This is a genomic window from Micromonospora sp. RB23, from assembly GCF_053585025.1.
Genome location: NZ_CM132111.1, coordinates 6,345,876 through 6,365,786, shown reverse-complemented (window position 1 = coordinate 6,365,786; position 19,911 = coordinate 6,345,876). Strand labels below are relative to the sequence as shown.

Below are 19,911 nucleotides of genomic sequence, written 5' to 3'. Positions count from 1 at the left end.
CACGGGACTGGTCACCGGCGCGCGTTCCGGTATCGTGACCGGCGGTCTCCGCCAGCAGGCCGCCGCCCGGCGCCGGCGGGGACGCCGCCGCGCAGAGTTTCACCCGGGGGCCGGCGGTCGACGGAAGGACGCCTTCGTGCCCAGGACCAGGCTCAGTCAGCCGCGCGTTCGCCGCGTACTGATCCCTCTGCTCGCTGCCCTGGCGCTGGTGCTCGCTCCAGGTGTGCCCGCGTCCGCGGAGCCGGACGAGGGCGGCACCAAGAAGTTGCGGGACGCGCTGGAGCTGACCGCCAAGGGCCACATCGAGGCCAAGGCCAAGCTGGACAACTCCAAGCGGCGGCAGACGGCGTTGAACGGCGAGCTGAAGGCCGTCGAGGTCCGACTGGTCGGGTTGACCGCCCAGGTCGGCGAGGTGGCCGCGCAGTCGTACCGGGCCGGTCGGCTCACCCCGACGGCGATGCTGCTCAACACCGCGACGCCGCAGGCGTTCCTGCAAAGGGCGGCCGACCTGGACCTGATGGCCCAGCGGGACAGCAAGCGGTTGCGTGATCTCACCGAGGCCCGGCAGCAGGCCCAGCAGGCCAAGATCGCCATCGACACCGAGGTCCGTGAACAGCAGAAGCAGCTCGCCGTGATGGCCAAGAAGAAGAAGGAGGCCGAGGCGGCGCTGGCCGAGGTCAGCTCGGGCGGCAGCAACGGGTTCAGCGGCGGCAGCTCGTCCTCGGCGAAGCCGGCGCCACGGAACTCCGACGGCTCGTGGCCGTCGGAGTCCTGCTCCGTGAAGGACCCGACCACCTCGGGGTGCATCACGCCGCGCACCCTGCACGCCCTGAAGGAGACCCAGGCGGCCGGCTACAAGCGGCACGTCTCCTGCAAGCGCAGCGGTGGCGGTGGCGAGCATCCGAAGGGTCGGGCCTGCGACTTCTCGGCAGCCACGAACGGTTTCGAGGACAAGAACGCGACCGGCGGCGACAAGGCGTACGGGGACAGCCTGGCCGCCTGGCACGTCCGCAACGCCGAGCGGCTGGGTGTGCTCTACGTGATCTGGTACCGGCAGATCTGGCATCCCGGCACCGGGTGGCGTGCCTACAGTGGCAGCGGCAGTCCCGCCGCGTCGCACACGAACCATGTTCATCTCTCGATGTACTGACCCGGAGCGGCAGCTTCGCTGCGTACCATCGCGACGATGAGTTCCTCACCGTCCGACGTAGTGGCTCCCGAGGTTCCGCCCGTGCCGGTCACCGGCCGGGCGCTGCCAGGCGGCCTCGCCGCCTTCCTGGTCTTCTTCGCAAGCGGCGCCGTGCTGGTGCTGGAGACGGTCGCGCTGCGCCTGGTCGGCCCGTACGTCGGGGTGACGCTTCAGGTGACCAGCTCGGTCATCGGCATCGCGCTCGCCGCGATCGCGTACGGCGCGTGGTCCGGCGGCTGGTTGGCCGACCGGCGCGACCCGCGCGGCCTGCTGGGTCCCGCTCTGGTGCTGGCCGGGATCGCCACCGCGATCACCCTGCCCGTGGTGCGCTACGCCGGCGAGGTGCTGCGCGGCGGCGCGGCCAGCGCCATCCTGCTGCTCGTGGCGCTCGCCGTGTTCGTGCCAGCGGCGCTGCTGGCGGCGGTCACCCCGCTGGTGGTGAAGCTCCAACTCGCCGACCTGCGCCGGACCGGCCAGGTGGTCGGCCGGCTGTCCGGCATCGGCACCCTGGGCGGCATCACCGCCACCCTGCTCACCGGGTTCGTGCTGGTCGCGGCGCTGCCGAGCACGGTCATCCTGCTGACACTGGCGATCTCCCTCGGCCTGGTCGGTATCGGTCTCGGCTGGTACCTGCGCCGGCAGGCGCGCACCGACCTGCCCGGTCCGGCCCGGGCCCGGGCCGCGCTGGCCGTCCTCGGGCTGCTCGGGGCGGGACTGAGCACCATCGCGCCGAACCCGTGCGACATCGAGACCGCGTACCACTGCGCCCGTGTCACCACCGACCCGAACCGGCCCAGCGGCCGGACACTGCTGCTCAATTCGGCCCAGCACTCGTACGTCGACCTGGCCGATCCGAGGCACCTGGAGTACGCGTACACGAAGTGGATCGGCGCGGTCGCGGACGTGGCCATGCCGGCCGGCCAGCGGTTGGACGCGCTGCACCTGGGCGGCGGCGGCTTCACCGTGCCGAGGTACCTGACCGCCACCCGCCCGGGCACCGACAACGTGGTGTTCGAGATCGACGGTGGGCTCGTCGAGCTGGGCGAACGGGAGCTGGGCGTACCCCCGGGCCCGGGCCTGCGCACGGTGGTGGGCGACGCCCGGATGCTGGTCGCCGGTGAGCCGGCGGACAGCCGTGACCTGGTGGTCGGTGACGCGTTCGGCCACCTGGTGGTGCCGTGGCACCTGTCGACCCGGGAGATGGCCGCCGAGATCCGGCGCGTGACCCGCCCCGGCGGGGTGTACGTGCAGAACGTCATCGACTACCCGCCGCTGCGGTTCATCCGCGCCGAACTGGCGACGGTAGCCGCCGAGTTCAGGAACGTCGCGTTGATCGCCCCGCCGGAGGCGCTCGCCGAGGAGCGGGGGAGCAACTTCCTCATCGTCGCCTCCGACGCGCCCCTGCCGCTGACCGCCGTGCGCGCCCGCCTCGATGTGGTCGACGCGACTGTCAGCCTGCTCTCCGGCGCGGACCTCACGGCTTTCGTCGGCGCGGCGATGGTGCTGACCGACGACTACGCCCCGGTGGACCAACTGCTGGCGACCGCCTGATCGGGTGATATTCCTGACCGATTCCGATCCTTCAGGTGTAGCCCGGCCCGTGCTGGGCAACAACGGCCACCATGGGCGGTGGGGACCGTAACGGCGCGCAACTCCTCGATGAGCGATACCGGCTCGTCGAGCAGCTCGGCGCGGGTGGCATGTCGGTGGTCTGGCGCGGTTACGACGAGGTGCTGGGCCGCCAGGTCGCGGTGAAGGTGTTGGCCTCACGGCTGGCGGCCGACCGGGCCTTCCGGCACCGCATCCGCGTCGAGGCGCAGGCCGCCGCGCGGCTCTGCCATCCCAACATCACCAACGTGTACGACTACGGCGAGTCCCACCAGGTCGGCCTGACCGTGCCGTACGTCGTGATGGAACTGGTCGACGGCGGTTCGCTGGCCAGCCGACTCGGCCGCGAGGTACGGCTGCCGTGGCGCGAGGCGGTGACGATCGGCGCGGAGGTCAGCTCGGCGCTGGCTACCGCGCACAGTCGAGGGGTCGTGCACCGCGACGTCACCCCGGGCAACGTCATGCTCACCTCGACCGGGGTGAAGGTGGTCGACTTCGGGATCTCCGCGCTGGTGGGGGAGAGCGAGAAGGGGCCGGACGGCGCGTTGCTGGGCACGCCCGCGTACCTCGCGCCGGAGCGGCTGGACAACGGCCAGGTCTCCCCGGCCACCGACGTGTACGCCGTGGGGCTGCTGCTCTACCGGATGCTCACCGGTCGGTTGCCGTGGGAGGCGACCACGACCACCCAGATGCTGCGGGCGCACATGTACAGCGACCCGGAGCCGATGCCCGCGGTACCCGGTCTGCCCGACGAGGTGACCGACCTGGTGCGGCGTTGCCTCGCCAAGCGACCCGCCGACCGGCCGGCCACCGCCGAGCTGGCCCGGACCCTCGCCGAGGCGGCCGGAATGCTGGCGGCGGTACCGGTCTCGCCGGCGGGCGGTCCGCTGGACCCCGCCGCCCTGGCCAACGCCGGCACCACGATTCTGCCGTGGTCGGCGGAGACGGACGCCCTTCCGCTGTCGCGGACCCGGCGCGGCCGCATCCGTCAGGCGAACCGGCGTCGGCGGGTGGAGGCGGGGGTGGCAGCCGTCGGGTTGATCGCGGTCACCGGGGCGATGTGGGGGCTCACCTCCCGCAGCCCGGCCAGCGGCGAGGACCGGCCCACCACCGAGGCGCGGATGGGTCTGCCGGAGAAGGCGCCCTGCGAGGTGGCGTACGCGCTGCGGACGGACTCCGGCAAGGACTTCACGGCAGATCTGACCCTGACCAACACCGGCGACCGGGCGCTCAGCGACTGGACGATGAGCTTCACGTTCCCCGGTCAGCAGAAGGTGACCAAGGCCGAGCCCGCCCCGGCGCAGCAGCAGGGCGGCGCGGTGCAGATCCGCCCCGCGGCGCAGGCGAAGACGCTGGCGCCCGGCGCGGCCGAGAAGCTGACCCTCGCCGGGACGTACACCGGGGCGAACCCGCTGCCGGTGGAGTTCCGGCTCGGCGACGCGACCTGCGGGGTACGCGTCTCCGGGGTGGCCGGGTCGACCCCGTCCACCGCCCCGGCCGTCAAGGTCGCCCCGACCAAGGCCGCACCGAAGAAGACGACGAAGACCACGAAGGTCGCCCCCAAGGCGCCGGCCCCGCCCAAGGCACCCGAGAAGGAGCAGCCGAAGGCGCCGAAGAAGCCCTCCAACGGCAAGGGGCCGGGTGGTCCGGGAAAAGGGTGAAAGCGCCTGAGGGGCACGCGCGTCATCCGAAGTGAGAGGTCAGCGTCGCCCCGCGAACCGCTGCACCTGGTCGATCCCGCCCTCCACGACCAGCACCCCGCCGTCGACGAGCTCCGTGTCGTCCGAGGCGTACCGGAAACGCTCGCCCGGCACCTTCGCGCCGATCACGCGGACACCGTCGCGCTCGTTCGGGCGCAGGTCGAGCAGGGTACGGCCGACCAGGGACGGCGGAACCCGGACGGTGGCTATCGCGAAATCGTCGTCGAACTCGATGAAGTCGAGGAGCCGGCTGACGATCAGATGCGCTACCCGGTCACCGGTCTCCGCCTCCGGGAAGATCACGTGGTGCGCGCCCACGGACGCCAGGATCTTGGCGTGCTTCTGCGACGTGGCGCGGGCCCAGATCTGCGGCACGCCCAGCTCGACAAGCGCCAGCACGGTGAGCACGCTCGCCTCCACCGACGCCCCGATGGCCACCACCGCCCGGCCGAAGCTCGCGACGCCGAGCTGCCGTAACGCCCCCTCCTCTGTCGCGTCCGCCTGCACCACCCGGTCGATCTGGGCCGAGAAGCGCTGCACCTGATCCGGGTTGCGATCGACGGCCAACACCTCGCGTTCCATCCGGGAGAGTGACCCCGCGAGGTGGCAGCCGAACCGGCCCAGCCCGATCACCACGACGCCACCTCCGTCCGCTCGTCTCGTCGACACCTCGACCTCCTCCTCGCTAGCCGACAATCGGCTGTTCCTGGGCGTAGCGGTAGAGCCTGCGCCGGGTGTTCAGGGCGATCGCCGATCCGAGGGTGAGCGGCCCGACCCGACCGATGAACATCAACACGGTCAACACCACCTGACCACTGCTCGGAAGGTCACCGGCCAGGCCGATGGTCAGCCCGGTGGTGCTGAACGCGGACGTGACCTCGAACAGCACCGCGACGAACCGCACGCCCTCGGTGAGCAGCAGCACGAGCATCGTCCCGGCCGTGACCAGCGCGACGCTCAGCAGAGCGACCGTGACGGCCTGCCGTTGGCTGGCGGTGGCCACCCGGCGGTGCCCGACCGTCACGTCGGGCTCCCCACGCAGCTCCGCCCAGATGGTGAACGCCAACAGGAAGAACGTGGACACCTTGATGCCGCCGGCCGTGCTGGCGCTCCCGCCACCGATGAACATCAACACGATGAGCAGCGGGTAACTCTCCTCCTGGAGGTCGGCGATGTTCAGGACACTGAACCCGCCGGTCCGGCTCAACGCGATCTGCGTGAACGACGCGAGCATCTTTCCCGCGGCGCCGTACGGGCCGATGGTGCTGGCGTTGGTCCATTCGGCGGCGAGCAGGCCGAAGAAGCCGATCAGCAGCAGCGCCACACTGCCCCAGATCGTCAGCTTGGTGGCCACCGCCCAGCCCGCCGGCCTGCGCCACTCGCGCACCGCCTCGAACAGGGCGGGGAACCCGAGACCGCCGACGATGGCGCCGAACGCCAACGGCAGCGACACCCACGGATCGCGGTCGAAGGCCAGCAGGCCGTCCGAGTAGAGAGCGAAGCCACCGTTGTTGAACGCCTGGATGGCGTGGAACGAGCCCGACCAGAGGGCCCGACCGGGCGGGTAGTCGTACGCCCACCAGAGGCGGCCGGTGACCAGTGCGGTCATCACCGCCTCGCAGGCGAAGACGGTCACCGCGATCCTGCTCAGTAGCCGGGTCACGTCACCGATCCCGAACTCCGCCGTCTCGGCCTGCACGAGCAGCCGGTTACGCAGGCCGAGCTGGCGGGAGACCACGAGGATGACGAGCGCCGCGACGGTGAGGATGCCGAGGCCGCCGAGTTGCGTGAGCAGGGTGATCACCAGCAGGCCGCCGCCGGACCAGTAGTTGGGGGTGTCGGTGACCGCCATGCCGGTGACGGACACCGCCGAGGTGGCGGTGAACAGCGCGGTCACCAGCGGTGGTCGCTGGTGCTGGACGGTCGACCAGCGCGCCATCAGCAGCCCGGTGCCGAGCAGGATCGGCACCAGGAACCCCAGCGGCACCAGCCGCACGGGGTTGCGGAGTAACCGATGCACCAGACAATCTTCCTTTTCCGGGTGCATCACCGAGGGGGAACGCCCATTCCGGAGATTCACCTGCCGGTCAGTCCTCGACCAACTCCCGGTCAACCGCGGCCGGTCTGCTGTCTGCGACACCCCTCGATGACAGGAGACGGCGTTGCGACGTACCCTCTCGACCCTCGGCGTGACCGGCGCGCTGCTCGCCGCCGCCGCGGTGGCCGTGCCCACGATGGCCGCCGCCGGTCCCTCGGCCGGCGCGGACCGCGCCGGGGCCACCGACCGGCCGATCGTCGTCGGCCACCGTGGTGCCAGCGGATACCGGCCGGAGCACACCCTTGAGGCGTACCGGCTGGCGATCCGGATGGGCGCCGACTACATCGAGCCGGACCTGGTGTCCACGTCCGACGGCGTGCTGGTCGCCCGGCACGAGAACGAGATCTCCGGCACCACCGACGTCTCGGTCCACCCGGAGTTCGCGGCCCGCAAGGTGACGAAGACCATCGACGGCGTCGCCGTGACCGGCTGGTTCACCGAGGACTTCACCCTCGCCGAACTGAAGACGCTGCGGGCCAAGGAACGGCTGCCGCAGGTACGCGTGGCGAACACGGCCTTCGACGGCCGCTTCGAGGTGCCCACCCTCCAGGAGGTCATCGACCTGGCCCGGACCGAGGGGCGGGCACGGGGCCGCACCATCGGCATCTACCCGGAGACGAAGCACCCGAGCTACTTCACGTCGATCGGCAAGCCGCTGGAGGAGCCGCTGCTGGCGGTGCTGCGGCGCAACAAGCTGGACCGGAAGAACTCGCCCGTCTTCATCCAGTCGTTCGAGACGGCCAACCTGCGGCGGCTGAGCCGGCTGACCGACGTGAAGCTGATCCAGCTCCTCGACGCCACCGGTCGCCCGTACGACTTCACCGCCGCCGGTGACGCCCGCACCTACCAGGACCTCGCCACGGCAGCCGGCCTGAAGTGGATCGCCGGGTACGCCGACGGCATCGGCGCGAACAAGAACCTGATCGTGCCCCGCGACGCCGCCGGCAAGCTGCTCGCCCCGACGAACGTGGTGCGTGACGCACACCGCGAGCGGCTGCTCGTGCACTCCTGGACGTTCCGCGCGGAGAACCAGTTCCTGCCCGCCGACTTCCGCATCGGCACCGACCCGAACGCGCGCGGCGACATCACGGCCGAGTACGAACTCTTCTTCCGCCTCGGGCTGGACGGCGTCTTCAGCGACCACCCGGACACGGCGGTCGCCGCCCGCGCCGGCCTCTGACCCTCCGCGAGCCCTCTGACCCTCTGCGCCTCCGCGAGCCTCGGCTCGGAGCTGACCCGCTCCGGGCCGACCACCGGGCCGATCACGCCCGGCCCACACGCTGGCCCGTCGTCCGCTACCTCGGACGCCGGGCCGGCGGCGTCTCCACGCGGGTTCACCCGCAAGCCCACGACCCGCCGACCTCCGTGCGGGACGTTCCACTCGACCGGCACCACTTGCTGTGTTGAGGGATATACCTGTGAGTCATCAAGATGACTCACAGGTATATCCCTCAAAAGGAGATGGCTAGCCCAGTGGCGACACTCGCCGACGGCAAAGAGCAGCAACTTCCCTGTTGTTGCTGTCTTGGAGGTGGCGGAAGCAGCAACAACAGGGAAGTTGCGCGGATCTTCACCTGCTCGACCTCGCCGGCTTCGGCCACGGCCTCGACGGCGGCGGTGGGGCGCGAGGGGTGACGGCGAAGAGCTGCGGAAGGGGTGGAGGGAGGGAACGTCAGCGGGCGGGGTGCTCGGCGACGTAGGTGCCGCGTCCCGGTTGGCCGGTGATCAGCTCGCGGTCGTGCAGCAGGGAGAGCGCCCGTGACGCTGTGTTCATGTGGACGGCGTAGCTCTCGGCGAGTTCCCGAGTGGACGGCAGCTTGTCGCCCGGCTTCAGCTCGCCGCTCTTGATCTTCGCGGCGATCTCGTTGGCGATACGCCGATAGGGCGCTTCTGCTGTGGGCATGGTGAGGACTCCGGTTGGTTCGGCTCCTCGATCATGCCGGCCTACACCAATAACTGCAACAAGCTGCGACGCCGGCCGTCGACCTACACAAGCATTTGGTGTAGGTTGCTGAGTGTTCGGCTCCGGTTGGTTCGGCAAACCCTCGGAGTTCGGGCCACTGGTTGGCTCCGCGTTCGTACCGCCGCTGTCGAGAGCTGCGGGCGTGGGGTCGGCGGATCGAGGGTGAACATGACGAGGGAACGCTTCGTGGTGCACCTGCCGGTACTGGCGGCTGATCTGCCGGAGGCGTTGCGGTTCGCGCGGGCGATCACGCGGGCGCTGGGCTTCCTCGCCGATGTCGACCGGGCCGAGACGACGGTGTCGGAGGAGGATGCTCAGTGCGTACGACATCGGGTTTTCTGTGACCACCTGCTCGGCGGCCGGCGGCGGTGCCCGCGCGCCCGGCGGACCATGCCGGGCCGTGCGGCTGACGGTGGCTCGGGGCGACACACCTGTCGATCCATCCGTGGCGCTTCGGGCCATCGGGAGGCCCGGGGCAGGAATGGTAGTGCGGTCCGCTGTAACCCCGGGCCACCCCCCTGGCGTTACTTGTGTGTTTCCGCCACATAGCCCGTGGGTGACGTCACTTCTAGCGTGAGCCGACAACCAAGCATCCTGTCCTCACCTGGAGTCGCGATGACGGTCCGGCACACGCGGCGGGCGTTCCTCTCCGCCGCCACGATGATGGCTGCGGCGCTGGCCGCCACGGCCTGCGGTAGCCCGCAGGACACCGCCACCGGCGGCGGCGACAGTGCCGCCCCGGTCAAGGTCGGCCTGGTGTACTCCCAGTCGGGAGCCCTGGCCAGCTACGGCAAGCAGTACATCGAGGGTTTCAAGGCGGGGCTCGACTTCGCCACCAAGGGCACCGGCAAGGTCGGTGACCGCAAGATCGAGCTGACCGAGGTCGACGACGCCGGTGACCCGGCCAAGGCGGTCTCCGCCGCGAAGGACCTGATCGGCAAGGGCACGAAGATCATTGCCGGCTCGACCGCGTCCGGGGTGGCGTTGCAGGTCGCGCCGATCGCGGCGCAGAACAAGGTCCTGTTCATCTCCGGCCCGGCCGCCACAGACGCGGTGACCGGCGCGAACAAGTACACGTTCCGGTCCGGTCGGCAGTCCTACCAGGACGTGGTGACGGCCAAGTCCTTCATCGGCGACCCGACCGGCAAGAAGGTCGTGGTCTTCGCCCAGGACGGCGCGTTCGGCGACGCCAACGAGGCCGCCGTCAAGACCGTCATCGGCGGCGCGGGCGCCACCGTGAGCAGTGTGCGGGCACCGGCCAGCGCCACCGAGTTCACGCCGTTCGCCAGCCAGATCAAGGCCGCCAAGCCGGACCTGCTCTTCGTCGCCTGGGCCGGCACGACCGCCCCGGCAATGTGGCAGACCCTGGACCAGCAGGGCGTGCTGTCGTCCACGACGGTCGTCACCGGCCTGGACATCCGGGCCTCCTGGCCGACGTTCGGGGCGGCCGGCGCCAAGATCTCCTTCCTGTCGCACTACTTCGACGGCGCGTCGGACACCGAGGCCAGCAAGGCCCTCAAGGCCAAGGTGAACACCATCGACCTGTTCCACCCGGACGGCTTCGCCGCCGCCCAGATGGTGGTGCGGGCCGTGCAGGAGGGCGGCGACGACGTCGACAAGATGGTCACCGCTCTGGAGGACTGGAGCTTCGACGGGGTCAAGGGCAAGATGACCATCCGCGCCGCCGACCACGCGCTGCTCCAGCCGATGTTCCAGGCCAAGCTGACCGGCAGCGGCACCGCCTTCACGGCGACCGCGCAGAAGAGCCTCACCGGCGACGAGACCGCGCCACCGGCCGTGGCCATGAAGGGCTGACACATGCTCGCCACCCGCGGTCTGACCTGGCGGATCGGTGAGGTCGCCATCGTCGACAGCGTCTACCTCGACCTGGCGCCGGGAGAGTTCCTGGGCGTGATCGGGCCGAACGGCGCCGGCAAGACCTCACTGTTCAACCTGATCACCGGCCTGCGCCGGGCCACGGAGGGCCGGATCACCCTGGACGGGCAGGACATCGGGGCGCTCCCGCCACACCGGCGGGCCCGCCTCGGCCTGGGGCGTACCTTCCAGGCGTCCTCGGTCTTCGGCTCGCTCAGCGTGCGGGAGAACGTCCGGCTCGCCGTGCAGGCGCACCGCGGGGGCTCGATGGCGCTGTGGCGGCGGGCGGCGGCCGACCGGGAGGTCGCCGCCCGCCGCCGACGCGGCGCTCGACCGGGTCGGCCTCGCCCACCGGGGTACGGCGCTCGCCGGCACCCTGGCCCACGGCGAGAAGCGCAAGTTGGAGATCGCCCTGCTGCTCGCCGGTGAACCACGGGTCATGCTGCTGGACGAGCCGATGGCCGGGGTCAGCGCCGAGGACGTACCCGAGCTGGTGAGGGTCATCAAGTCGTTGACCGGCGACAGCGGCCGGTCGGTGCTGATGGTCGAGCACCACATGGACGTCATCCTGGAGCTGGCCGACCGGATCGCCGTCATGCACCACGGCGCGCTGCTGGCCTGCGACACCCCGGAGACGGTCATGGCCAACCCGACGGTGCAAGAGGCGTACCTGGGGGAGGCGCTGTGAGCGCGAGGAGTGAGCCGGGTTTGCGAGCCCCGCAGTCGCGAACGGAGGCAACTCAGCTGGAACCGATCCTCACCGTGGAGGACCTGTCGGTCCGGATCTCCGGGCTGCACATCCTCCAGGGCGTGTCCTTCACGGTCGCCCCGACCGGCGTGACCGTCCTGCTCGGTCGCAACGGCGTCGGCAAGACCACCACACTGCGCGCGATCGTCGGCCTCACCCCGCCCGCCGGGGAGGTACGCGGCACCATCCGGATGGGCGCGCAGAGCCTGCTGGCCCGGCCCACCCACCGGCTGGTCCGCGGTGGGCTCGGCTACGTGCCCGAGGACCGGTGCGTGTTCGCCGGCCTCACCGTCGCCGAGAACCTGCGGCTCGCCGAACGGCGCGGCACCACCCCGGCGTACGACAAGGTCTTTGCTCTCTTCCCGGAGCTGGACCGGCGCGGACGCCAGCGGGCGGGCTCGCTCTCCGGCGGGCAGCAGCAGATGCTCGCGATCGGGCGGGTGCTGCTCAACGACAACCGGCTGCTGCTGGTGGACGAGCCGACCAAGGGGTTGGCGCCGAAGGTGGTGACCGAGGTGGCCGAGGTGTTGGAGCGGGTCGCGGAGTCGGTGCCGGTGCTGCTCGTCGAGCAGAACCTGGCCGTCGTACGTCGGCTGGCCCGCGACGCGGTGGTGCTCTCCGCGGGTCGGGTCGCCTGGACCGGCGACGCGCAGGACCTGCTGCTGGAGACCGCGTTGACGAAGTCGCTGCTGGGCGTGGGCGCGGAGGTACGGGTGAGCGCGAGGAGTGAGCCGGGTTTGCGAGCCCCGCAGTCGCGAACGAAGGGTGGCTCGGCATGAGTACGGTCATCCTGCTGGCGTTGACCGGGCTGGGCCTGGCGGCGCTGTACTTCCTGGTCGCGTCCGGCCTGTCCCTGGTGTTCGGCCTGGCCGACGTGCTCAACTTCGCGCACGGGCTGTTCCTCGGCGTCGGCGCGTACGGCACCTGGTGGGCGGCGGGCAACCTACCCGGCGCGGGGTCCGACGGGTTCGGCTTCGTGCTCGCGGTCGCCTTCGGGGTGGCCGCCGGCACGCTCGTCGCGGTGCTGGTCGAACTGGTGCTGATCCGCCCGCTCTACTCGCGCACCATCGAGCAGGTACTGGTCACCGTCGGTCTGTCGCTGGCCGGTGTGGCGCTGCTCCAGGCGACCTGGGGTGCCGACGCCCGGCCGTTCCCGCGTCCGGACTGGACCCGGCAGGTGACCGGGATCCTCGGTGCCCAGGTGCCCAACGGCGGCCTGCTGCTGATCATCGCGGCGGTGCTGGTGCTGGGCGCGATCCTGGCGTTCCTGCGCTGGACCCGGTACGGCCTGGTGATCCGCGCCGGGGTGGAGAACCGGGAGATGGTGACCGCGCTCGGCATCGACGTCCGCAAGGCGTTCACGCTGGTCTTCGCGATCGGCGGGGCGGCAGCGGCGCTCGCCGGAGCACTGGGCGGGGTCTACTTCGGCACGGTCTCACCCGGCCAGGGCGGCTCACTGTTGATCTTCGCGTTCATCGTGGTGGTGATCGGCGGCATGGGCTCGGTGGTCGGCTCCGCGTACGCCGCGGTCGTGGTCGGGCTGGTGCAGCAGTTCGTGAACTACTACGGCACGTCCGGGCTGGGCGACATCTGCGTGGTCGGGCTGCTGGCCGTGGTGCTGCTGCTGCGCCCGCAGGGCATCGCCGGAAAGGTGGCAACGGCATGACGGTGATCGACGCGCCCCCCGCGCAGGTACCCGACGAACTGACCCCGCAGCGGGGGCGGTGGCACCGGATCCGCCCGTTCCTGCCGCTGGTCGCGCTCCTCGTGATGGCGATCCTGCCGTACTCGACGATCTCGCTCCCGGGGATCTTCGAGGGGCCGGTCAACTCGCCCGGCACCCTGCAACTGCTCGCCATCTGCCTGATCTTCGGTGGGCTGGCGGCGGGGTACGACCTGCTCTTCGGCCGCACCGGGATGCTCTCGTTCGGGCACGCGCTCTACTTCGCGGCCGGCGTGTACGGCACCGACATCCTCGTCACCCGGGCCGGACTGCCGCTGTGGCAGGCGGCGCTGCTCACGATCACCGGCGGCACGATCCTCGCGGCGCTGCTCGGCGCGGTGGCCCTACGGACCGTGGGCATCGCGTTCGCCATGGTCACCCTCGCGTTCGCCCAGGTCGGGGCGATCCTGGTGGCCCGGGACTTCGGCGGGCTCACCGGTGGTGAGGAGGGCCTTCCGCTGGACGTGTCCGGGCTGCCCGCCGCCCTGGTGGGGGTGACCAACACGGTCAACCTGTACTGGCTGGCGCTCGCGTACCTGACGCTCGTGGTCTTCGTGGTGCACCGGGTCAGCGCGTCCCCGACCGGTCGGGTGCTCGCCGGGCTGCGTGACGACGAGCGGCGGATCGGCGTGCTCGGGCTGGACCCGTACCGCTACAAGCTTGTGGCGTTCACCCTGGCCGGCGGGTTGGCCTCGGCGGGCGGGGTGGTCTACGTCCTGATCGTCGGCGGCGCGTCGCCGCACATCACGTCCTCCGAGCTGACCCTGTCGCTGCTGGTCATGGTGGTGCTGGGTGGCCCGGGCACCCGGTGGGGTCCGGTGCTCGGCGGCGTCCTCTACATGTACCTGGACCACCGGCTCACCGCGTTCGGCACGAGCGACGCGGTCGACAACCTGCCGGCCGTCCTCAGCCGCCCCCTGAGCCAGCCGCTGTTCGTCCTCGGCACGGTCTTCATCCTGGCCGTGTACTTCTTCCCCGGCGGCCTGACGAGCCTGGCCCCCCGCCTAACGGCCCTGACCAGAGCCCTCCGCCCCACCCCCCGCCGCTGACCCCGCGCCCGCCGGCCCCCAACCGCCGGATCCCCGTTGATCATGAAGTTATCGTCACGACACGCCGTGCCCGATGGCGATAACTTCATGATCGACCGGGTTCTGGGATGGGGAGGTAGGCAGATGGATTCGCGGCTTGCGGTGGTCAGCGGGGGTGGGACCGGGATCGGGGCCGCCGTCGCGGGGTCGCTCGTGCGGGATGGGTACGACGTTCTCGTCGTCGGACGACGGGCGGACGTGTTGACGGCTACCGCCGAGCGCATCGGCGTCGACTGTGGACGCCCGGGCGCGGTCACCCCGGTGACCGCGGACCTGACCGATCCGGAGCAGCTCGACCGGGTCCTGGCGGTGGTCGACGGCCGGCCCGTCGACGCCGTGGTCAACAACGCCGGTAGCTACCTGGCCGGGGACACTGGCACGCTGGCCGGGACCGCCGCGCACTGGCGGGCCAACCTGGACGCCAACGTGCTCACCGCGGTGCTGTTGACCGAGGCGCTGCGGCCCCTCCTGCGTCGACCCGGTGGGCGGGTGATCCTGGTCAGCTCGATCGCCGCGCAGCGGGGCGGCGCTGACGCGTACGCGGCGGCGAAGGCGGCCCTGCACGGCTGGGCGTACACCCTGGCGGCGCAGCTCGGCCCGGAACAGATCACGGTCAACGTGGTGAGCCCGGGTTACGTCGCCGAGACCGAGTTCTTCGGCGACCGGATGACCCCCGAGGGGTACGCGAAGCGGGTCGCGGAGACCCTCGTCAAGCGTCCCGGACTGCCCGATGAGATCGCCGAGGCCATCCGCTACCTGGCGAGCCCGGCCGCCGGCTACGTAACCGGCCAGGTCCTGGGCCTCAACGGCGGCTCAGTCCTAGGCCGCTAACCCCACCCCGCCCCACCCCAACCATGTTGATCAAGAGGTTTGCGTCAGATTCCGGCCGGATCCTGACGCGAACCTCTTGATCAACGGGGCGGGGCGGGGCGGGACGGGGCGGGGCGGGGCGGGACGGGGAGAGGGCGAGGGAGGGGAGGGGCGGGGTGGGGCGGGTGGGGCGGCGGCCCCCCGTGTGGCCGCCGCCCGTTGTAGGTCAGCCGTTCAGCAGTTCATACGCCGTTGCCGGGGCCTTTGTGGCGGCGGCGCCGGTCGGCACGGTGATCTTCGGCGCGCTGCCGTAGTCGGCGTATTTGACGACGTAGTCGTACGCCTTGGTCTCACCGACGGCCGGCATCTTCAGCGTCAGTGACGCCAGGTGCTTGTCCGCGCCGACCACGGCCGTGAACGGCACCTTCTTGCCCGCCTCGCCGAGGGCCGCCGCCTCACCGTCCTCCAACGCCTTCGCCGCCTCCCCGGCGCTGACGTCGATGAACCCGACGTACTGGCCGGGGCTCTTCTCCTGCACCGAACTGGCCGCTTGGATCAGCGGGCCGGCGTTGCCCTGGTCCACACCGTCGTACGACGGAATGCTCTCGGCGTCGGTCAGCTTCGTGCGGTCCAGCTTCATCCACTTGGCCGGAAACTTCGGCAGTCCGGGACGGCCGGTGAGCTTCAGCTTCACCCAGCTCTGGTCGTCGATGACCAGGATCGACACCTTCGCCACGACGCCGTCGTCCGGCGGCATGAGCAGGTGAAGTTCGACTGCCTTGGCCGCCGGGTCGACCCGGCCGTCCATCGTGCTCGACGCGTCCTTGCCGCTGAACCGGAACGCCCCCTCGGTGCCATCCGGGACGGCGTCGAGGAGCGCGTCCTTCGGGCTGGCGGACGGGCTGCTCGATGGCGCCGCGGCGGGTTCGCTTCCCGTTCCGCAACCCGCGAGCAGGGTGGTCGCGGCCAGCACGGCGGCGACCGTACCGACCGTCCGTCGGATGGTGCCGGCGGTGCCCGTTGCCTGTGTCATCACATGTCTCTTTCTCGCTGCGTGGCTTCTGCCGAGGAGAATGCTGCGGGCCCGCACGGCGGTTCGGCTGCCGATATGCTGCCGTCCGGCTGCCGGGCACTGCCGTCCGGCGGTCCCGGGGGTGTCAGGAGCGAAAACGGGCATGTCAGGCCACCTGCGTTTCGAGATTCTCGGGCCTCAGCGGGCCTGGTACGCCGACCGGGAGATCGACCTCGGTCCCGCCAAGCAGCGGGCGGTGCTCGCCGTACTGCTGCTCGCCGCCGGCCGACCGGTGTCCACCGGGCAGATCGTCGACGCGGTCTGGCCGGAGGATCCGCCCGCGAACGGTCCCAACGTCGTGCAGAAGTACGTGGCCGGACTGCGTCGGGTGCTGGAACCGGACCGGTCGCCGCGTACGCCGGGACAGGTGCTCAGCCTGACCGACGCCGGTTACTCGCTACGGGTGGACCCCGAGGCGGTGGACGCGGTCCGTTTCGAACGGGGCGTGCAGGCCGCCCGCCAGCATCACGCGTTCGGCCGCACCGACGAGGCGCTGGCCGAGCTGGCCACCGCCCTGCAACTCTGGCGCGGAGAGCCGTTGGCGGGCATGGGCGGGGGATTCTTCGAGGCCGCCCGGCACCGGATGGTGGAGTTACGGGCCGTCGCCCTGGAGACCCGCGTGGAGCTGGAACTGGCCGGCGGGCGGCATCGCGAGCTGGTCGGCGAACTGGTCGAGTTGGTCGTCGAGTTCCCGGTGCGGGAGCGGCTGCGCCACCAGTACATGTTGGCGCTCTACCGCAGTGGACGGCAGGCCGAGGCGCTGGCCGCGTACGGGGAGATCGACAGCTTGCTCCGCGAGCAGTACGGCATCGACCCCGGTCCCGCGCTGCGTGAGCTGCACGGGCGGATCCTGCGTGCCGACCCGACCCTGACCGCGGGTGTGCCGGAAGTGGAATGGCCTGCTCCGGCTCCTCCGGGCAGGGCCGCAGTGGCCCCGACCACCGAGGCGCGACCGGCCGGCAGCGCCCCGCCTCCGGTACCGCCGTACGCGGACCTCGCGCCACCGCTGCACTCCGCGCCGGGCGGGCTGCCCGCGGGTCCGCCACCGGTGGTGCGGGCCGACCCGTCGCGAAGTGACAGGCACCCACTGCCGCGATGGGTCAGCACCACGGCCACCGTCGCCGGCGCCACCCTGGCGCTGCTGTCCTTCGGCATGGCGACCTGGCTGGCCATGGCGGCGTACGCGGTGCGCCGGCGGAGTTCACGGCTCGGGCTGGTGGCGCTCGGCTATCTCCTCGTGGGGTCGTTGCTGGCCTACATGATCTACACGGACGACCTGGAGAAGGAGGATTCGGCGGCGGAAGCGTTCTTCGGTCTCGGGGTGCTCGTCCTCTGCTGGCTGTGGGGCGCCGCGCACGTGATCCTGCTCAACCGGTGGGTCTGGGGGCGGGTCACCGGGCGGTCGGTCGAGGCGCAGGCACACGAGGAGGATCGGCGGGTGCGCCGCGAGCAGGCACGGAACCTGTTGCACCGCTATCCCGCGGCACGCCAGGAGTTCGCCATCGGCCGCCCGGACCTGGCTCGCGCCTTCGACGACGGTGGACTGATCGACGTCAACGCCGTACCCGATCACGTGCTCGCCGCGCTGCCCGGTCTGACCGACGCGCAACGCCGGCAGGTGGCGATGGACCGGTGGATACGCGGGCCGTACGCCTCGATGGAGGACCTGGCGGCGCGCTGCCCGTTGCCGCTCGCGGCGACCGAGTCGTTGCGCGGCGTCCTGCTCTTCCTGCCGCCACCCGGGCGGTCCCCGGGTGCGCTCGGGCCGCACGCGGCGGAGTCGGCCGGGCCGCGCTGACCGTGGGGGTTGTCCGCCGCCCCTGGTAGAAATGCCGGATGGGCGACGAGCGGGTGGCGGTACGGGAGCGGGCCGAGGCGGTGCTCCGTCGGCTGGCCGGTGAGCACGCCCGGCTGCGCGAGGACCAGTGGCGGGCCATCGAGGCGTTGGTCGTCGACCGGCGGCGGGTGCTGTGTGTGCAGCGCACCGGTTGGGGCAAGTCGGCGGTCTACTTCGTGGCCACCGCGCTGCTGCGCGACAGCGGGCAGGGCGGCCAGGCCGGCCCGACCGTCATCGTGTCGCCGCTGCTGGCTCTCATGCGTAACCAGGTGGAGGCGGCGGCCCGAGCCGGCATCCGGGCCCGCACGATCAACTCGGCCAACCTGGACGAGTGGGACGAGATCACCGCCGAGATCCAGGCCGGGGCGGTCGACGTCCTGTTGATCAGTCCGGAGCGCCTCAACAACCCCGATTTCCGCGACGGCGTGCTGCCGAAGCTGGCCGCGACGACCGGTCTGCTGGTGGTCGACGAGGCGCACTGCGTCTCCGACTGGGGGCACGACTTCCGGCCGGACTACCGGCGGCTGCGTACCTTCCTCGCCGAACTGCCCGAGCGCACGCCCGTGCTGGCCACCACCGCCACCGCCAACGCGCGCGTCACCCAGGACGTCGCCGAGCAGTTGGGCGACGCGCTCGTCCTGCGCGGGACGCTGGACCGTGAGTCGCTTCGCCTCGGCGTGCTCGACCTGCCCAGCCCCGCGCACCGACTGGCGTGGCTCGCCGACCACCTGGACGAGCTGCCCGGCTCCGGCATCGTCTACACGCTGACGGTCGCGGCAGCGGGGGAGACCACCGAGTTCCTGCGCTCGCGTGGCTACCCGGTCGCGTCGTACACCGGCCAGGCCGACGACGCCGACCGACGCGCCGCCGAACAGGACCTGCTCGACAACAAGATCAAGGCGCTGGTCGCCACCAGCGCGCTCGGCATGGGCTTCGACAAGCCCGATCTGGGCTTCGTCGTCCACCTCGGCGCACCACCGTCGCCGATCGCGTACTACCAGCAGGTCGGCCGCGCCGGCCGCGCCGTCGAACACGCCGAGGTGCTGCTGCTGCCCGGCGTCGAGGACGCCGCCATCTGGCGCTACTTCGCCTCGCTGGCGTTCCCGCCGGAGCAGCAGGTCCGTGCCGTGCTGGCCGCCCTGCACACCGACCGGCCGCTCTCCACCCAGGCCCTCGAACCCCTCGTCGACCTGCGCCGGGCCCGCCTGGAGCTGATGCTCAAGGTGCTCGACGTGGACGGCGCGGTCCGCCGGGTGCGCGGTGGCTGGCTCGCCACCGGCGAGCCCTGGGTCTACGACGAGGCCCGGTTGCGCCGCGTCGCCCAGGCGCGCACCGTCGAGCAACAGGCCATGCGGGAGTACGCGTCGACGGGCGACTGCCGGATGCGATACCTACGGGAGCGCCTGGACGACACCGGGGCGACCGACTGCGGCAGGTGCGACAGGTGCGCCGGCCCACTGTTCGCCGCGGACACCTCGCCGGCCGCGCTCACCGCCGCGCAGACGTTCCTGGGCCGCCCGGGCGTCGAGATCGCGCCCAAGAAGCTCTGGCCGACCGGGTTGGAGGCGGTGGGCGTACCCCTCAAGGGCCGGATCGCCCCGGCGGACCAGGCGCTGCCCGGCCGTGCCGTCGGCCGCCTCTCCGACCTGGGGTGGGGCGGTCGGCTGCGCGACCTGGTCGGCCCGGAGTCGCCCGACGCGCCGGTGCCCGACGACGTGGCCGGCGCGGTGGTGGAGGTGCTGAAGGCCTGGGCGCACGGCGACGACCCGTGGCCCCGCCGTCCGGTGGCGGTGGTCGCGGTCTCCTCCCGTCGGCGGCCCCGGCTGGTCGGCTCGCTGGCCGAGCGGATCGCCGCCGTCGGCCGGCTCCCGCTGCTCGGCGCGGTCACGGCGACCGGCCCGGACGGCCCCGGCGGGCCGCGCGGCAACAGCGCCCAGCGGGTACGCGCGCTGCACGACGCCTTCTCCGTACCGCCCGAACTGGCCGACGCGCTGGCCGCGCTGGACGGGCCGGTGCTGCTCGTCGACGACCTGGTCGACTCGGGCTGGACGATGGCGATGGTGGCCCGTGAACTACGGCGGGCCGGCGCTCCCGACGTGCTTCCGCTCGCGCTCGCCGTGGCCGGCTGAGCCGTCCCCGATCACGCCTCGACGGCTGGGGTGCGGAAAGTTCCCGGGCCGGGCGGATTGCGACGGCCGCC

At 71.6% G+C, this 19,911-nt stretch carries 15 protein-coding genes and 1 pseudogene; 12 read left to right on the top strand and 4 right to left on the bottom strand.

The window, feature by feature from the left end; all coding sequences use genetic code 11:
* The first annotated feature begins 136 nt into the window (after positions 1-136).
* The 3 genes from ACTFTM_RS29050 to ACTFTM_RS29040 all read left to right on the top strand — a co-directional run bounded on the left by ACTFTM_RS29050 (position 137) and on the right by ACTFTM_RS29040 (position 4,458).
* Positions 137-1,150: a coiled-coil domain-containing protein gene (locus ACTFTM_RS29050; protein ID WP_449563509.1), complete on the top strand. Its 1,014-nt coding sequence runs from the start codon at positions 137-139 to the stop codon at positions 1,148-1,150.
* 36 nt (positions 1,151-1,186) lie between these two features.
* Positions 1,187-2,740: a fused MFS/spermidine synthase gene (locus ACTFTM_RS29045; protein ID WP_449563508.1), complete on the top strand. Its 1,554-nt coding sequence runs from the start codon at positions 1,187-1,189 to the stop codon at positions 2,738-2,740.
* 71 nt (positions 2,741-2,811) lie between these two features.
* Positions 2,812-4,458, top strand: a complete 1,647-nt coding sequence (locus ACTFTM_RS29040; RefSeq protein WP_449563507.1) for a protein kinase domain-containing protein — start codon at positions 2,812-2,814, stop codon at positions 4,456-4,458.
* A gap of 39 nt (positions 4,459-4,497) precedes the next feature.
* Here ACTFTM_RS29040 and ACTFTM_RS29035 read toward each other — a convergent pair whose 3' ends face one another.
* Both ACTFTM_RS29035 and ACTFTM_RS29030 read right to left on the bottom strand, forming a co-directional pair.
* Positions 4,498-5,166 (bottom strand): potassium channel family protein, encoded by a 669-nt coding sequence (locus tag ACTFTM_RS29035; RefSeq protein WP_449563506.1) that lies wholly within the window; start codon positions 5,164-5,166, stop codon positions 4,498-4,500.
* Between the two features lie 16 nt (positions 5,167-5,182).
* Positions 5,183-6,517, bottom strand: coding sequence for a TrkH family potassium uptake protein (locus ACTFTM_RS29030; RefSeq protein ID WP_449563505.1), 1,335 nt, complete (start codon positions 6,515-6,517; stop codon positions 5,183-5,185).
* A 142-nt stretch (positions 6,518-6,659) separates the two neighbouring features.
* Between ACTFTM_RS29030 and ACTFTM_RS29025 the strand changes: the two genes are divergently transcribed.
* Positions 6,660-7,775 carry a glycerophosphodiester phosphodiesterase gene (locus ACTFTM_RS29025; RefSeq protein WP_449563504.1) on the top strand — a complete coding sequence of 372 codons (1,116 nt, stop codon included), beginning with the start codon at positions 6,660-6,662 and terminating at the stop codon, positions 7,773-7,775.
* 492 nt (positions 7,776-8,267) lie between these two features.
* Here the strand turns inward: ACTFTM_RS29025 and ACTFTM_RS29020 are convergent, their stop codons facing one another.
* Positions 8,268-8,498 (bottom strand): GntR family transcriptional regulator, encoded by a 231-nt coding sequence (locus ACTFTM_RS29020; protein ID WP_449563503.1) that lies wholly within the window; start codon positions 8,496-8,498, stop codon positions 8,268-8,270.
* Between the two features lie 675 nt (positions 8,499-9,173).
* On the opposite strand from ACTFTM_RS29020, the gene ACTFTM_RS29015 reads away from it, so the two are divergent.
* The 6 genes and pseudogenes from ACTFTM_RS29015 (at position 9,174) to ACTFTM_RS28990 (ending at position 14,823) form a co-directional block, all read left to right on the top strand.
* A complete protein-coding gene (locus ACTFTM_RS29015) occupies positions 9,174-10,373 on the top strand; it encodes a substrate-binding domain-containing protein (protein WP_449563502.1) in 1,200 nt (399 codons plus the stop codon).
* Positions 10,374-10,376: 3 nt separating this feature from the next.
* Positions 10,377-11,121 (top strand): annotated as a pseudogene (locus ACTFTM_RS29010) (ABC transporter ATP-binding protein).
* A 56-nt stretch (positions 11,122-11,177) separates the two neighbouring features.
* Complete coding sequence (locus ACTFTM_RS29005; protein WP_449566761.1) at positions 11,178-11,960, top strand: ABC transporter ATP-binding protein; 783 nt, start codon at positions 11,178-11,180, stop codon at positions 11,958-11,960.
* Positions 11,957-12,847 (top strand): branched-chain amino acid ABC transporter permease, encoded by an 891-nt coding sequence (locus ACTFTM_RS29000; protein ID WP_422737029.1) that lies wholly within the window; start codon positions 11,957-11,959, stop codon positions 12,845-12,847. Before ACTFTM_RS29005 ends, ACTFTM_RS29000 begins: the two co-directional genes overlap by 4 nt.
* Positions 12,844-13,953 carry a branched-chain amino acid ABC transporter permease gene (locus tag ACTFTM_RS28995; RefSeq protein WP_449563501.1) on the top strand — a complete coding sequence of 370 codons (1,110 nt, stop codon included), beginning with the start codon at positions 12,844-12,846 and terminating at the stop codon, positions 13,951-13,953. Before ACTFTM_RS29000 ends, ACTFTM_RS28995 begins: the two co-directional genes overlap by 4 nt.
* Positions 13,954-14,076: 123 nt before the next feature.
* Positions 14,077-14,823: an SDR family NAD(P)-dependent oxidoreductase gene (locus tag ACTFTM_RS28990; RefSeq protein ID WP_449563500.1), complete on the top strand. Its 747-nt coding sequence runs from the start codon at positions 14,077-14,079 to the stop codon at positions 14,821-14,823.
* 205 nt (positions 14,824-15,028) lie between these two features.
* Here the strand turns inward: ACTFTM_RS28990 and ACTFTM_RS28985 are convergent, their stop codons facing one another.
* Positions 15,029-15,835, bottom strand: coding sequence for a hypothetical protein (locus ACTFTM_RS28985; RefSeq protein ID WP_449563499.1), 807 nt, complete (start codon positions 15,833-15,835; stop codon positions 15,029-15,031).
* A 142-nt stretch (positions 15,836-15,977) separates the two neighbouring features.
* On the opposite strand from ACTFTM_RS28985, the gene ACTFTM_RS28980 reads away from it, so the two are divergent.
* Complete coding sequence (locus tag ACTFTM_RS28980) at positions 15,978-17,672, top strand: BTAD domain-containing putative transcriptional regulator (protein ID WP_449563498.1); 1,695 nt, start codon at positions 15,978-15,980, stop codon at positions 17,670-17,672.
* 38 nt (positions 17,673-17,710) lie between these two features.
* Complete coding sequence (locus ACTFTM_RS28975; RefSeq protein ID WP_449563497.1) at positions 17,711-19,840, top strand: DEAD/DEAH box helicase; 2,130 nt, start codon at positions 17,711-17,713, stop codon at positions 19,838-19,840.
* Positions 19,841-19,911: the final 71 nt, after the last annotated feature.

Excerpts from the sequence above, each read along its gene's own strand:
- ACTFTM_RS28980 (WP_449563498.1), top strand. The coding sequence starts at position 15,978 with ATGTCAGGCCACCTGCGTTTCGAGATTCTCGGGCCTCAGCGGGCCTGG.
- ACTFTM_RS28975 (WP_449563497.1), top strand. The coding sequence starts at position 17,711 with ATGGGCGACGAGCGGGTGGCGGTACGGGAGCGGGCCGAGGCGGTGCTC.
- ACTFTM_RS28995 (WP_449563501.1), top strand. The coding sequence starts at position 12,844 with ATGACGGTGATCGACGCGCCCCCCGCGCAGGTACCCGACGAACTGACC.
- ACTFTM_RS29020 (WP_449563503.1), bottom strand. The coding sequence starts at position 8,498 with ATGCCCACAGCAGAAGCGCCCTATCGGCGTATCGCCAACGAGATCGCC.
- ACTFTM_RS29015 (WP_449563502.1), top strand. The coding sequence starts at position 9,174 with ATGACGGTCCGGCACACGCGGCGGGCGTTCCTCTCCGCCGCCACGATG.
- ACTFTM_RS29000 (WP_422737029.1), top strand. The coding sequence starts at position 11,957 with ATGAGTACGGTCATCCTGCTGGCGTTGACCGGGCTGGGCCTGGCGGCG.
- ACTFTM_RS29045 (WP_449563508.1), top strand. The coding sequence starts at position 1,187 with ATGAGTTCCTCACCGTCCGACGTAGTGGCTCCCGAGGTTCCGCCCGTG.
- ACTFTM_RS28990 (WP_449563500.1), top strand. The coding sequence starts at position 14,077 with ATGGATTCGCGGCTTGCGGTGGTCAGCGGGGGTGGGACCGGGATCGGG.
- ACTFTM_RS28985 (WP_449563499.1), bottom strand. The coding sequence starts at position 15,835 with ATGACACAGGCAACGGGCACCGCCGGCACCATCCGACGGACGGTCGGT.
- ACTFTM_RS29040 (WP_449563507.1), top strand. The coding sequence starts at position 2,812 with ATGGGCGGTGGGGACCGTAACGGCGCGCAACTCCTCGATGAGCGATAC.